Annotated in this window: 12 protein-coding genes; 3 read left to right on the forward strand and 9 right to left on the reverse strand. The window is 60.8% G+C overall.

Going from position 1 to position 12,686, the window contains the following annotated elements:
* Positions 1-48: 48 nt before the first annotated feature.
* A complete protein-coding gene (locus ACSQ9D_RS03475) occupies positions 49-888 on the reverse strand; it encodes a helix-turn-helix domain-containing protein (protein ID WP_436281170.1) in 840 nt (279 codons plus the stop codon).
* 166 nt (positions 889-1,054) lie between these two features.
* Between ACSQ9D_RS03475 and ACSQ9D_RS03480 the strand changes: the two genes are divergently transcribed.
* Positions 1,055-1,453 (forward strand): nuclear transport factor 2 family protein, encoded by a 399-nt coding sequence (locus ACSQ9D_RS03480; protein ID WP_436281171.1) that lies wholly within the window; start codon positions 1,055-1,057, stop codon positions 1,451-1,453.
* Positions 1,454-1,574: 121 nt separating this feature from the next.
* On the opposite strand, the gene ACSQ9D_RS03485 is transcribed toward ACSQ9D_RS03480, so the two are convergent.
* The 5 genes from ACSQ9D_RS03485 to ACSQ9D_RS03505 all read right to left on the reverse strand — a co-directional run bounded on the left by ACSQ9D_RS03485 (position 1,575) and on the right by ACSQ9D_RS03505 (position 7,398).
* A complete protein-coding gene (locus tag ACSQ9D_RS03485) occupies positions 1,575-2,540 on the reverse strand; it encodes a hypothetical protein (protein ID WP_436281172.1) in 966 nt (321 codons plus the stop codon).
* Positions 2,541-3,145: 605 nt separating this feature from the next.
* Positions 3,146-3,937, reverse strand: a complete 792-nt coding sequence (locus tag ACSQ9D_RS03490) for an ATP-dependent Clp protease proteolytic subunit (protein ID WP_436281173.1) — start codon at positions 3,935-3,937, stop codon at positions 3,146-3,148.
* Positions 3,934-5,235 carry a hypothetical protein gene (locus tag ACSQ9D_RS03495; RefSeq protein ID WP_436281174.1) on the reverse strand — a complete coding sequence of 434 codons (1,302 nt, stop codon included), beginning with the start codon at positions 5,233-5,235 and terminating at the stop codon, positions 3,934-3,936. Before ACSQ9D_RS03495 ends, ACSQ9D_RS03490 begins: the two co-directional genes overlap by 4 nt.
* Positions 5,236-5,341: 106 nt before the next feature.
* Positions 5,342-6,856, reverse strand: coding sequence for a hypothetical protein (locus tag ACSQ9D_RS03500; protein ID WP_436281175.1), 1,515 nt, complete (start codon positions 6,854-6,856; stop codon positions 5,342-5,344).
* A gap of 212 nt (positions 6,857-7,068) precedes the next feature.
* Positions 7,069-7,398, reverse strand: a complete 330-nt coding sequence (locus ACSQ9D_RS03505; protein ID WP_037117269.1) for a hypothetical protein — start codon at positions 7,396-7,398, stop codon at positions 7,069-7,071.
* A 200-nt stretch (positions 7,399-7,598) separates the two neighbouring features.
* Between ACSQ9D_RS03505 and ACSQ9D_RS03510 the strand changes: the two genes are divergently transcribed.
* Both ACSQ9D_RS03510 and ACSQ9D_RS03515 read left to right on the forward strand, forming a co-directional pair.
* Complete coding sequence (locus tag ACSQ9D_RS03510) at positions 7,599-8,201, forward strand: superoxide dismutase (RefSeq protein WP_037117267.1); 603 nt, start codon at positions 7,599-7,601, stop codon at positions 8,199-8,201.
* A 106-nt stretch (positions 8,202-8,307) separates the two neighbouring features.
* Positions 8,308-9,162 (forward strand): metallophosphoesterase, encoded by an 855-nt coding sequence (locus ACSQ9D_RS03515; RefSeq protein WP_436281176.1) that lies wholly within the window; start codon positions 8,308-8,310, stop codon positions 9,160-9,162.
* A gap of 151 nt (positions 9,163-9,313) precedes the next feature.
* Here ACSQ9D_RS03515 and ACSQ9D_RS03520 read toward each other — a convergent pair whose 3' ends face one another.
* From ACSQ9D_RS03520 to ACSQ9D_RS03530, 3 genes are all read right to left on the reverse strand, one after another.
* On the reverse strand, positions 9,314-10,513 hold the full coding sequence (locus ACSQ9D_RS03520) for a TCR/Tet family MFS transporter (RefSeq protein ID WP_436281177.1): 1,200 nt from the start codon (positions 10,511-10,513) through the stop codon (positions 9,314-9,316).
* 566 nt (positions 10,514-11,079) lie between these two features.
* Complete coding sequence (locus ACSQ9D_RS03525; RefSeq protein WP_024313826.1) at positions 11,080-11,553, reverse strand: VOC family protein; 474 nt, start codon at positions 11,551-11,553, stop codon at positions 11,080-11,082.
* A gap of 192 nt (positions 11,554-11,745) precedes the next feature.
* Positions 11,746-12,654: an AraC family transcriptional regulator N-terminal domain-containing protein gene (locus tag ACSQ9D_RS03530; RefSeq protein WP_436281178.1), complete on the reverse strand. Its 909-nt coding sequence runs from the start codon at positions 12,652-12,654 to the stop codon at positions 11,746-11,748.
* Between the last annotated feature and the right edge of the window lie 32 nt (positions 12,655-12,686).

Here is a 12,686-nt window from a genome sequence, read left to right on the forward strand (position 1 = left end):
CGGCGAGTGCGCGATGCGCAGAAACGCTCAAAGAATTGTCGGAAAAGCTCAAGCGTCCGCGGCGTGTGTCGCACGCTGCCTGGCCCGCATGCGTTCGGCAAAGCGTCGCGGTGAACGATACCCGGCCGCAAGTGCTGCCTCGCGAAGCGAAAACCCGTCCTCCGACAGCAATGCCGCGACAAGGTCCACGCGCACTTCGGCGAGCAGGTCGCGCAGCGATGTTGCCTCCTCGGCAAGACGTCGCCGTAGCGTTGCATTGCTGGTGCCGAGTTCGGCGGCGATGGCATCGGCGGTCCAGGCCTTGTCCGGCTGCCAGCGGATGAGTGAGCGCACGGCGTCGCTGGTCGTCTTCGGCCTCACCGGCAGGACGCCGCGCATGCCAAGCACCATCAGCACTTCCATCACCCGATGTTCGATCAGCGCAGGCGGCAGTGTTCCAGCCGCCATGCCTTCGCCCGCATGGTGAATTGCGGCAGCGAGTGCCCTGTCGAGCGGCAGATCGATTGGCCGAACGGCACGTTGAGGCGGGAACAAACGGGCCGCCCGCGCCACAAGCTCGTCGGGAAAGCCGATGAAGATCGCGCGGTAGACGCCGCTTGCGGGATCGGGGTCGTTGACCACATCGCCGTGAAAGCCGCCGGGCAGAACCAGAACGGTGCCCGCGCCAAAGCGCATCTGCCGTCCCATGGTCACGAGTTCCTTCGACCCCTCGACGATCGCCACGATCGAAGCTCGCGCAAAGGCGCAGCCGGCGATGCGCTCGCGCTCGCGCGTCACGAAGGTAAAGAGCGCGGATGACCGCTCCGCCACCTCCGGCAAGGCCAGCGGGCGGTTATCCTTGGCGGCAAGCTTCTGCAGCCGCTCCAATACGTATTGCGCTTCCAGCATGAGATTGTCCGCCATCGACAGTGGCGATGATCTTGAACGATCGCCGCAGACTTTCCAAGCCGCATGTGGGAGGCAGTTGCCGCAATGGCAGGGAGATGGTATAAATCTGATTGCAGAATGCAATCGGATTTATACGGCACTTGCTGCTAGCCGAAAGGATTGTGCCATGGACCCCACCAGAACATCGCGCGAGCGGACCGTTCGCGGCCTCTACGATGCCTATCTGCAGGGCCGCAAGGATATTGCGGCCGAGATGCTGACAGAGGACTTCACCTTCTCCAGCCCGCGCGACGACCACATCGATCGCACTACCTATTTCGACCGCTGCTGGCCCGAGCCGGTGCCGTTTCGCGATATGGAAATCGAATACCTCGAGATCGTCGATGACGATGCCGTGGTCCGATACCGGGCGGAAAAGCATGACGGCGGCGCATTCCGCAACATGGAAGTCCTGCACTTCAGGGCTGACCGGATCGCCTCGGTGGACGTCTATTTCGGTCGCAACGATAAGAGCATCTCCCGAAAGTCGGACCGGGCCAAAGTCGTATATGAAAATAAAGAATAAACGGAATTCGCCAGTCAGTGCGACCAGTTCTTCGAAATACCTCCGGCGGCAGGCTACGCCAGAAGCAGCCCTTGCCGGTTGATGCCGGCCCAATCGGGCCGGCTGGAGAGAGCTTGATCGATTATCGTATCACTGGCTCACCGTGATAACGTCGCTTTGACGGCTTGGATACGCCAAATCCGACTTCCATCATGAGACGCGGAGTGTTCTTCGCCAAGGTTCCCATATGGAAACCAAAGGGGTCCTCGACAAAACCGGACCCGGCCTTTCCCGTCAACGTGACGGCATTGCTGTCACCATAAAAGCCCAGAACTTCCTCGGCTGGGTGGCCCACGAGCAGCGTCAATTGGTGCTTTACTCGCCGACGATTGTGGCTGCCTCGGACGTAGACGTGCGGGCCTGCATCGGCATCGACATCGGACAGATAGAAGAAGAATTTCAGCATCCGCCAGTCATCGAGATCGAAATGGAACTTGAACGAGGCCCGACTTAGATCGGCTTCAGAAGCCGTTTTCGTCGGAAAGCTCCACCATGTGCGAGTGGTAATCAATTTCGCCTCACCGCCAAGATAATGCCTTGCAACATCAAGAAGTAGCGGGTCTTTCTGAACGGCAAGGGCTGCCTCGCATTGTAGGACCCGTTCGAAATGATGACCGCTTAAGATGGTGCGCCCGAAGCGACGTTCGGCTTCAGCATGCTCTCCGGCGACAAACTCCAGTTTGCGGTCAAAATTACCAAAGCACGGCGTCTCATGCGCGAAGCGGGCGATTTCCTCATGGATCGATGCAGGTAGTGTCAGGCCGGTGAAGATCCCCATTCTTTTCAGTTCTGACGCGACTTCCCCCGCCTTGATCTCCCCAAACATCGATGGTGCTGTTGTCGCTGAGGGCGGAACAGGTTTGGCGGTGAGCCAATGTGCCCGACGGAAAGGTATCGTGCGGGCCAACAGGAACATCGGCAGCCAGGCAGGATTTTCCCGCAGGTCCGTTAAGTAGGTGGGTACGCGCGCTGCCATACGACGAAGGGGCCCACCAGTGCGGGCAATTGCTTCGAGGTCTTTCGGCTTGGATTTAGGCGTATCAAGCATCTGATCTCCTTATGCGAATAGCGTGTCCCACGGCGCCTTTCATTCCACAGCCCGCCCAGAAGCTACGCGGTTTTGGCCCATGATGCAATGCAACATAGAAATTGCACCGTCCTTGTGGATATACCAACTAATTGAACTGATTAACGAATCTCTGTTGCTGATCCCAAGCAATCGATGCCGGCTGGGCGTAGATGAACGAAGCATTTCTTCACTGGGCAGTAGTTTCCCGATGGTAAAATGAACCCCCAAGGGTCTGCCGTTCAAATTGTGTACTGAAGGTCCGCTTCCTGCCGATAGTGTTGAAAAAGTCGAAAATACCGGCTTGCCGAAAAGTCAGCCAATTCGCGATTTGAGCGAATGTTGCCGCTCGATGCTGTGTCACTTCCGCTACGCGGCCTACACGCTGCTTGAACGCAAAAGTGGCAGGTCCCCAGCTCAATTTCCTGTGTCGGCCCCTACGGCCGTAAAAAAATCAGGGTTTGCAGAAAACGGACTTTTTCAACAATATCGGCCGAAAACTGTCCTTGGTGACATCTTGGTGCCGAGAATAAATTGCGACAAGTGATCTAAAAGATCGCGACGCGCTTTGGGCTTGGCCCGCCAGCCTATTTCGCCTTCTTGGCAGCAATGGCAGCCGGCGCAACGAGCGCGAATTCCTTCATTTCATCAAGGGAAAGATAGTAGAGCCTGTCGGGCGGCGTCTCCATGGCGCGGATCCAGAGCCCCGGTTTGATTCCCATCTCATCGAGATGGCGGGTAACGTCGGCGGTGGTGCGTTGGGCTTCCGACATGGCAAGTTCGGGCTCCGTGGTGCCGTTGAAAACCTGATGCACGCCGATAACGGCATCCTTGTCCGCCCAGCGCACGACACCGCCTGCCATGATGATCGGGCAGGAGGAAACGCAAAGCGCGCCGCCGGCAACGCTGGTTGCGATCTTGCGTTCGCGGATGAGCTTGGAGATCGCGAGCGCGTCGCCGACCGATCCCCCCGGCGAGTCGAGCGCGATTGTTTTGACATACTCGCCACGGGTTTCGATCTCGGTCTGGAAGCGTGCGGCCGCGCCCACCTCGATCGTGCCTTGTGCGAGCAGCACGCCGCCTGGCTGCAGGTCGAAGCGGATCGCCTTCTTCAGGAGCTCGGGGTCGGTTGTCACCTCGACTGGTGCGCTCTGTGGCTTGCCTTCCGTCAGCGCCGGCGGCAGCACGGGCAGGGCGCCTGGCATCATCGGATTGGAGGCCGGAATATCCGGACTGGCAGAGCTGATTTCATGCCAGTCGATGATCACGAAGACCGCGGCCGCGGCGAGGAGGGCATGGAAGGCATGCCGCATCAGCGTGCCGTCATCGGCGGCGAGCACGTAGTCCTTCAACCGTTGCCCCGCCGTTTCCAGTCTCATGCCGGCGGCCCTTTGCGTGGCCCCTTGCCGGAAAGATCGAAGCTCGCAATATTCGACTGGTCGCCCGCTTCGGTGCGCTCCGCTGTATCCATGGCGGTCTGGATGTCGACGCCGTGTCGCTGGATTTCACGTTGGACTTCGAGCGCCTGCAGGAGCTCGGCCGCGGTGATCCGTTCGGCAAAGGGCAGGCGCTGCTCCTGGCGGCGCAGCGTCGAATGGACGATCGACAGCATGAAGATCAGCACCGCCGGGAGGATGTCGATCGAGATGGCGCCGGCCCAGCTTGGGATGAAGTCACCGGCGTAGCGCAGCACGGCTTCCGCAGAGGAGAGCGGCACGAAACGGCGCTCGGCCACCGGCTTGCGCTCGAGGATCTGGTCGGCCGCCTGTGATAGTACCTTGGATTGCGCGGCGACGGACGATCGGATCGTTTCCATGACCTGATCCTGCCTTGTGGCAAGGTCAGCCTCGCGTCCATCCGCCACCGGGGCGATGAACCCGAGCGACAGGTCCTCCGCTGCGCGCTTCACCGACGGCGCTATCGAGGTCTGCTCCAGCGAGGTGATGACACCGGAAAGCCCAACGACTTCGGCAGAGAACTGATCGGCGCGCGGGTTGATCGCACCCGGCGCGGAAACCAGCGTGCGCATGGTCTCGAGATGCTTCCGCCCCTCGTCGAACAGCGTCGTCACGCGCTCGCGTGAGGCGTTGATGCCATTCTCCAGCTCGGTCAGCTGCGAGGCCATCTGCGACAGAAGCTGGACGACGCTGCCGGCCCCGGTCGTTCCCGTCAGCGCGCCCGTCTCCCGCTCCTGGTCGGCAAGGCGCTGGAAGCGTTCCTGCGTGCGCTGGATGTCGGGAAGTAGGCTCTGCGCGGCGAGTGCATTCTGGTGTGCCTGGTCGAGATCAGCCGTGTAGTCCTCCAGCGTTTCGGCCAGATGCTGTTCGAGCGCCGCCGAGCCCGCCAGTGCAGCCGCGTTCAGCCAGCTCGACATGGCGATGATCATCGCGCAGCCGAGCGCCATGACGCCGAGCATCGCGGCGCGTCCGGCCGTCCCTGTCACATGCGGATAGAAGCGGGCCATGTAGGTCCAGAAGGCGTAGATCGCCACCGAAACGGCGCTGGAATAGATGAGCGCTGCGAAGAAGACCGCCGTTGCCGACCCATCAAGGATGCTTCGCACCCCGAGGTAGGTGTAAACGCCGGAGGCGAGCGCCAGGATCGCGAACGCGAAACGGGTCATGGTCTCGACGGCTTCGACGCCGTCCTGCAAGCGATGCGATGTGCCGAGCGCCATGGTCTCCCTCCGGGCTAGCCCCTTAAGAAACCAATACAATACAGGCAAAAGCAAGGCTTGGCACCGGGGCAGGCCGCCGGCGCCAAACCTGATCTCGTTCGGCCGCCTATTCGGCCGGCGTGACGTGGGTCGGCTCGGTTTCGAACGCCGCCCCACCGGTCGCGCGCAGCGACTTTTCGGAGATGTCGATCATCGGCGAAAAGCTGGCGGCCGGCATGCGGGGCTCGTCGCTTTCATCGGGGCCAGCCGCCCGTGACACGCCGCCCGCCCGTTCGCTGCGTGCGACGTCAAGCTGGCCGGTCAGGATGGCACGCTCGGCGCGCAGCTGCCGGATTTCGGACTTGGCGATCTCCAGGCTGGTGCGCAGCTGGCCGATTTCGTAGCGATCGGAATCCATGCGGGTATCGACGTCGCGACGCAGCGCATCGGCATCCCGGTCGCGGCGCACGCGCAGGCTCTCGGCTTCACGCAGCTTCAGCGTCAGCTCGTTGGTCTGCGTGGCGAGTTCGCGGCGGGCTGTCTCGCTCTCGGCACCGCTCGTGCGGGCACGCTGCAGTTCCTCGGCAAGGCGCTCCGAGCGGGAGAGCGAGGTGGCGAGTTCCGATTTGATGCGCTTGAGATCGGCGCGTGCCGCTTGCAGATCCTCGTCCGTCATCTTGTTGCGGCCATTCGCCGTGATGAGAAGCTTCTCCACGAGTTCGGCCTTGGAGCCGATCGCCTCGTGCTTCGTCGTCAGGTGCGCGATCTCGAGCGCCGAGGATGCCTGCAGCGTCTCATGCTCGACCTCCAGCCGCTTGTGGCGTTCTTCGAAGAGGGAAAGGTCCTGCTTCAGGTTGGCAACGGCCATCTGCAGGTTGCGCACCTGCGCTTCCTGCTCGATCAGGCTGGACTTCAGATGGCTGCGCTCCTCGTTGAGCCGGGCCATCTCGCGGGTCTGGATGCCGTTCTCGCGACGCGAGGTTTCGATCAGCAGCTGGTGCGCCGTCGTCTCGTTGTCGAGCTTCTCACGGGTTGCCGAGAGTTCGCGGCTGCGCTGGTCGAGTTCCGTCTGGGCGCGCTTCAATAGCGTCGAGGCTTCATCGAACTGGATGGCGCGATCCGTCAGTTCGCGCTCGGCGTCGAGCAGCCGGTTTTCGATGATCGTGAATTCCTCGCGGGTGACTTGATGCACGCCTTGCAGCTTCGACAGCTCATCGCGGAACGCTTCGATCTCGGAGCGCAGTTGCGTATTGTCGGCGCGAAAATCCTTGTTTTCGGCAGTCAGGCGAAGATTGTCCTGGTCCGCCATCTGGCGCGCATTGCTTTCGTAGTCGAGTAGCGAGCTGATGCGCGCGCATTCGGCGCGCAGGGCACCGGTTTCGTTCAGCGACTGGCTGTGCGTGCCGAGCAGCCAGGAAACGCGCTCCTGCAGCGATGAGAGGCTCGACAGCAGATCTTCCGACGTCCGCTGGTTTTCCTCCAGCGCCGAGCCGAAGGCGGCAAAATCGTTGACGTCAGGGATGGCGTAGCGCAACGGCTTTTCGGCCGCCGGACGCTGATCGGTTATAGATGCGGATCGGTATCCTGTAGTAGGCAGCGACCTGCCGCCGTCTTCTGCGCGACGAAAAAAGCTCATGACCATGACTTATGCCCCAAAAGTACCTGCCAAAACGCCGGCGAAATATGGATTTCAGCTAATTAAGCGAACCTATCGAAAATTGCCTTGATTCCGTAAACGCGTGCTGCGGGTTGCATCTAGGAACGGCTATGTGTCGGTGTCAAAATCCGCAACGTGACAATCAACAGGTTTGAGGGGCGGACCTGTGACGTTTGCGCAACAGGCGGCTGGCGAGCTTATTCTTCGGGCAGAATCCGGATGCCGTTCGTCTCCAGTTCGCTGCCCAGCTCGACCTCTTTCGTCTGCCTGTCGTAGACGCAGAAGTAGCTGACGAAACCGTTTGTACCCTTCGGTTTGCCGGTCACCAGGGCGATGCCAAAGTGCTCGCTGCCGAATGGATCGACGACTGCATGTGGAAACTCGATCGAGGCGCGCGCCGCCCGCTTGCACTTGCCTTCGACCTCTGTTGCGAACTCCTGCCAGGCATCGCCCGACGAGGCGCGGGCCGCTCCCGCTGCAGCCATTACGATTGCAGTTGCGCAAAAGCGGATTTTATTCCTCTGCATCTGAAAAGCCCCGTCTTCCTGCTGTTGTGAAAGGCGCCCATGATCAGCGATTTAGGGCCGGAAAGCCAAGTCCTTAACGGAGGCAATTTTTCCTCTCCGCCCGTCTTTTTTGATATTTCGCCGGTTGCCTCTCCATGCTTGCGCTCCTATGTTCCGCCTCACCTGCCGATTACGCAAACTATTGCCAAAGGAGACCCGCAATGGCTTTCGAATTGCCCGAACTGCCCTACGACTACGAAGCGCTTCAGCCCTTCATGTCGAAGGAAACCCTGGAATTCCATCACGACAAGCACCACAAGGCCTACGTCGACAACGGCAACAAGCTCGCGGCAGAGGCAGGCCTTTCCGACCTCTCGCTCGAAGACGTGGTGAAGAAGTCGTTCGGCACCAATGCCGGGCTCTTCAACAATGCTGCCCAGCATTACAACCACGTCCACTTCTGGAAGTGGATGAAGAAGGGCGGCGGCGGCAACAAGCTGCCGAGCAAGCTCGAAGCTGCCATCAGTTCCGATCTCGGCGGCTACGACAAGTTCAAGGCTGACTTCATTGCCGCAGGCACGACGCAGTTCGGCTCCGGCTGGGCATGGGTTTCCGTCAAAAACGGCAAGCTTGAAATCTCCAAGACCCCGAACGGTGAAAACCCGCTCGTGCACGGCGCAACCCCGATCCTCGGCGTCGACGTATGGGAACACTCCTATTACATCGACTACCGCAACGCGCGTCCGAAGTACCTCGAAGCCTTCGTCGACAGCCTGATCAACTGGGATTACGTCCTGGAGCGCTACGAAGCCGCCGCGAAGTAAAGAGTTCGCAAGAACAAGATGTCAGCACCCGGCGCCTAGAAACGCCGGGTGTTTTCGTCTCGACGACCGTCACAAGCTTGTCATGGCGCGCGCCTAAAGCGCTGCCATGGCATCCTTTTCCGATTTTCCAAGTCTCCGCTTCGGCATCGTCGCAGACCCGCAGTACGCCGCAAGGGCGCCTGATGTCAGGATGAACCGCCACTATGCCAAAAGCCTCGCCAAGCTGACAGAGGCAATCGAGGTCTTCAATCGTGAGGATCTGAGCTTCGTCATCACGCTCGGCGATATCATTGACCATGATTTCGAGAGCTTCGACGATATCCTGCCCGTCTTCGATATCCTGAGGCACGAGAATTTCTCCCTGCTCGGCAACCATGATTTTTCCGTCACAGCCGATCGGTTAGCCGATGTCGTCATTCGCGTCGGTCTGGCCTCGCCATACTACAGCTTCGCCCGCCAGGGCTGGCGGTTCATTGTTCTCAATGGCAACGAGGTCAGCACCTTTGCGCCACCGGAAGGGCATCCCTATCGAGACATCGCGGCCCGCCGCCTTGCTGAGCTCAGGGCTGCCGACGCCATCAACGCGCAGGAATGGAACGCCATGCCGAGCGACGAGCAGTTCGCCTGGCTTTCCGACCAGGTCAAGGACGCCGGCGCCACGGGCGAGCGCGTCATCGTCATGAACCATTACCCGGTCTATCCGCCGAACGAGCACGATAGCTGGGATCGCGAGCGCATCATCACGCTTCTGACGGCGCATGACAATGTCGCCGCCTACTTCAGCGGCCACAACCACGCAGGCAATTTCGGCACGCTCGACGGATGCCATTTCCTCAATTTCAAAGGCATGGTCGATACCGAGACCGAGAATACCTTCGCCATCGTGGAGATCTGGGCCGACCGCATGGAAGTCCGCGGCTTCGGACGCGAGGACAGCCGGACGCTGAAGCTCCGGCGCTAGGTCAGGATGATTTGGTCCGAAGCCACCTGCGTGTCTCACGAAACGCGTAAGAAAGGGGGCAAGCCGATTGATCCTTCGCGATCGGCAGCTTTGCGCCGTCAATGCGGCCCCATCGTGAGGCGTCGCAAGGTTCGTTTCGCGCCCGCTCCGGTCAGCCCGCGGGCACCGGCTCCGGCTCCGCGGTCTTCAACCGCAAGCCGAGAACCAAGGGCACGCCGGTCGCGTAAACGACGACGACCGATAGCCAGATCGCGCCGGGCCATTGTTCCCTGACGACGAAATAGACGCTCGAGAACGCGAGGGGAGCCACAATCGAGGCCAGGCTCACCGCGGACGCCAGCACGCCTTGGAACTGGCCTTGCTGGCTCTCATCGACCTGCCGGGTCGCCAGAGACTGCAACGCCGGCACGCCGATGCCGCCAAGGGTGAAAACCGGCATGATCGCGAAGATCATCCAGCTCTTCGTAGCGAAGGCCATGACGATCAGCGCAATGCACGCTCCGGCGATGCCCGTCAGAATAGCACCACGCTCGCCGAGCAGCTTCACGGCCGGCCCCGGAAGGAAAGCCTGGGCGAGGGTCTGGCAGACACCAAAGGTGCCGAGCGAAAGGCCAATCCAAAGCCCGTTCCACTGGAAGGTGTCGCTTCCCCAGAGAGCCCAGCAGGTGCCGTATGCCTCGCCGGTGGCGCTGAAAATCAAGAAGATGATGATGATGGGCAGCAAGCTCTTTACCGAGAACACCCAACGCAGCGGCCGAAGGGGGTTCAACGCCGCCAGGTCGATTTTCTCCCGGCTGGGTGCGCGCGCCTCCGGCAGGATGAAGAACGCCAGCAGGAGATTGCAGGCGTTCAGCACGGCCGCCGCGATGAAGGGCAGTCGCAGCCAGGAGTCACCAAGGGCGCCGCCGAGGACGGGGCCGATGATGAAGCCTATGCCGAACATGGCGTTGAACAGGCCAAAGCGGCGGGCGCGCTTGTCCTCGGGGGAAATGTCGGTGATGTAAGCGGTCGCCACGGAGATGTTGGCACTCGTTAGGCCGGCGACGGCGCGGCCGAGCAGCAGCATCCAGAGATTGGGTGCAAAAGCCAGGAACAGGTAGTTGATTGCTGCGCCCCCGAGTGAAATCAGCAGCACGGGCCGACGGCCCAGCCGATCGCTGAGGGCACCGAGCACCGGCGCAAAAATAAACTGCATGACAGCGTAGAGGGCGGTCATCGTGCCGATGTAGGGCGCCACGTCTTCAGCGTGGGTGACGTCCTGCAGCAACGAGGGCAGAATCGGAAAGATGAGGCCGATGCCCACGGCATCGAGGACAATGGCGGTGAAAATAACAATGAGTGGTCTGTTCATAGTGCGTTCCGATCGACGCAAGCGTGCGAGCGCCGCTAGGCGCCAATGGCTTGCGATTAGGCCTGACGGTGCGTCAGGGGTTTATTTTCTTGGAAACGCTGGCCAATCCATGCTCGAAAGCGCATGGATCGCTTGTACTCGACCGCCTGGACGACAATTCGTCCACCTGTTTACTCCGCCACTGAGCGGATCAAGGGAGGCGGTCGCTTTTCGCGACGATGGCCACCTACACCAGGCGACTGTGCGCGACAAGTCCCTTTCTTGCCGATGATGAATGACTGGTAACTGCGCCTTATGGTGGTCCTGGCCATAGCCGCGCCGGTCAGCCCGGCGTCCTTGGCCTCGTTGTCGGTCGGAAAGGACTTGCATCCGGCCTGGTTGCGGTCGGTTTTGCGATTCGCGACCACGACCTGGTGTCCCCGGCCGCCGTAGGTGATGCGAGGTTCTAGCCATCTGGTTGAGGTTGGAGTTGCAGTTGGCGGAGAGCCGCCATTTGCCGGCGGCGCCATGTCTTGCGCCAGGTGCGGTCGCCCTGGCAGAGAAATTGCCGGCGACGCGATGGTGCCTCAGCCACGCCGAGCGGCTTCGATCACCCCAACGTCGATCTTCCTCATGGTCATCATTGCATCAAAAGCACGCTTTGCTTGATCACCGCCTGCCGCCAGCGCTTCGGTCAGTACGCGCGGTGTGATCTGCCAGGACAGACCCCACTTGTCTTTGCACCAGCCGCATTCACTTTCCCGGCCGCCGTTGCCGACAATGGCGTTCCAGTAGCGGTCGGTTTCTTCCTGATCGTCAGTTGCGATCTGAAATGAGAAGGCTTCGTTGTGTTTGAACGCGGAACCGCCGTTCAAGCCGATACAAGGAATACCCGCGACAGTGAATTCAACAACCAACACGTCTCCTTGCTTACCGTCCGGATAGTTTCCAGGTGCGCGAATGACGGCACCCACGGCGCTGTCGGGAAAGGTTTCGGCATAGAAGCGGGCGGCAGCCTCAGCGTCTTTGTCGTACCATAGGCAGATCGTGTTCTTTGCCATTGCGCGGGTCCCTTCGCTCTTTTTTTCCCATTTCCTCCCTGAAATAAGAAGCAGACCGTCTTTCTCCAGCCCATATGAGCCATTTCACGGCGGCGATAGCCCAGGTGCCTCTAAATGGTCGAAGTGTCCGCCTCTCTAATCGGGCATTTGGGCCAACAGGTGCGATTGGACCCGGTAGCTTTCGGTATCGCTCTAAGCTGCCGTCACCATCGGCAGCCCTTTGCGGTCCATGGCATCGCGCTTCGGCGGCGTGCCGAACATGCGCGAATATTCGCGGCTGAACTGCGAGGCGCTTTCGTAGCCCACCTGATAGGCGGCAGTGGCAACGCTCGCACCGTGTGAAACCATCAGTCGCCGCGCCTCCAGCAGTCGCAGGTTCTTCTGATACTGCAGTGGTGTCATGGCGGTCATCTGCTTGAAATGCTGGTGGAAGGAGGAGGGGCTCATGCGGGCGACGGACGCAAGCTGCTCGATGCGCACGGGCTCAGCGAAATTCTCGCGCAGCAGGTGGATGGCATCCGTCATGCGGCGGGCATGGCTGCCGGGTAGAGCAAGCTTGCTGATCTCGCCCGCATTCGGCCCCGTCAGCAGCCAATAGCAGATTTCGCGCATAATCGCCGGGTAGAGCACCGGAATTGCCCGCGGCGTTTCGGTCAGCCGCACGAGTCTCAGGACGCACTCGGCAAGCACCCCGTCGAAATCCTGAACGAAGACCCCGGCTGCGCCGTCGCCGACGGGCCGAGGCGGCTGTTCCATCGCCTCCATCACCTCGCGCAGGATAGTCACGTCGAAATCGATGTTCAGGCCTATGTAAGGTTCTTGCTTGCTGGCCTTCGTGATCTGTCCGACGGCCGGCACCTCGAACGTGACGATCAGCGACTGCATCTCGCCATATTCGAAGACCCGGTCGCCGACCATGATTTCCTTCGCACCCTGGACGACGACGCAGATCGTCGGCCGGTAGATCATGTGATTGGGCATGACAGGATGGGTGACGCGGGATACCGAAAGCGCCGGCACCGGTGTCTCGAAGCGCCCGTCGGCCTCGCTGGCAGTTCTGTCGATAAAGGTGTGGATTGCTTGCTTGAGGGTATCCAGCATCGCCAGCGTCTCCTTGGCCATCCCCCGACGGC

It is taken from the genome of Rhizobium sp. LjRoot258 (assembly GCF_964254185.1).
Lineage (GTDB): Bacteria > Pseudomonadota > Alphaproteobacteria > Rhizobiales > Rhizobiaceae > Rhizobium.

What these genes read in the sequence shown, in the direction of transcription:
- ACSQ9D_RS03530 (WP_436281178.1), bottom strand. Translation starts at nt 12,654, where the DNA reads ATGCTGGATACCCTCAAGCAAGCAATCCACACCTTTATCGACAGAACT.
- ACSQ9D_RS03500 (WP_436281175.1), bottom strand. Translation starts at nt 6,856, where the DNA reads ATGGTCATGAGCTTTTTTCGTCGCGCAGAAGACGGCGGCAGGTCGCTG.
- ACSQ9D_RS03475 (WP_436281170.1), bottom strand. Translation starts at nt 888, where the DNA reads ATGCTGGAAGCGCAATACGTATTGGAGCGGCTGCAGAAGCTTGCCGCC.
- ACSQ9D_RS03480 (WP_436281171.1), top strand. Translation starts at nt 1,055, where the DNA reads ATGGACCCCACCAGAACATCGCGCGAGCGGACCGTTCGCGGCCTCTAC.
- ACSQ9D_RS03520 (WP_436281177.1), bottom strand. Translation starts at nt 10,513, where the DNA reads ATGAACAGACCACTCATTGTTATTTTCACCGCCATTGTCCTCGATGCC.
- ACSQ9D_RS03525 (WP_024313826.1), bottom strand. Translation starts at nt 11,553, where the DNA reads ATGGCAAAGAACACGATCTGCCTATGGTACGACAAAGACGCTGAGGCT.
- ACSQ9D_RS03485 (WP_436281172.1), bottom strand. Translation starts at nt 2,540, where the DNA reads ATGCTTGATACGCCTAAATCCAAGCCGAAAGACCTCGAAGCAATTGCC.
- ACSQ9D_RS03515 (WP_436281176.1), top strand. Translation starts at nt 8,308, where the DNA reads ATGGCATCCTTTTCCGATTTTCCAAGTCTCCGCTTCGGCATCGTCGCA.
- ACSQ9D_RS03505 (WP_037117269.1), bottom strand. Translation starts at nt 7,398, where the DNA reads ATGCAGAGGAATAAAATCCGCTTTTGCGCAACTGCAATCGTAATGGCT.
- ACSQ9D_RS03495 (WP_436281174.1), bottom strand. Translation starts at nt 5,235, where the DNA reads ATGGCGCTCGGCACATCGCATCGCTTGCAGGACGGCGTCGAAGCCGTC.
- ACSQ9D_RS03510 (WP_037117267.1), top strand. Translation starts at nt 7,599, where the DNA reads ATGGCTTTCGAATTGCCCGAACTGCCCTACGACTACGAAGCGCTTCAG.
- ACSQ9D_RS03490 (WP_436281173.1), bottom strand. Translation starts at nt 3,937, where the DNA reads ATGAGACTGGAAACGGCGGGGCAACGGTTGAAGGACTACGTGCTCGCC.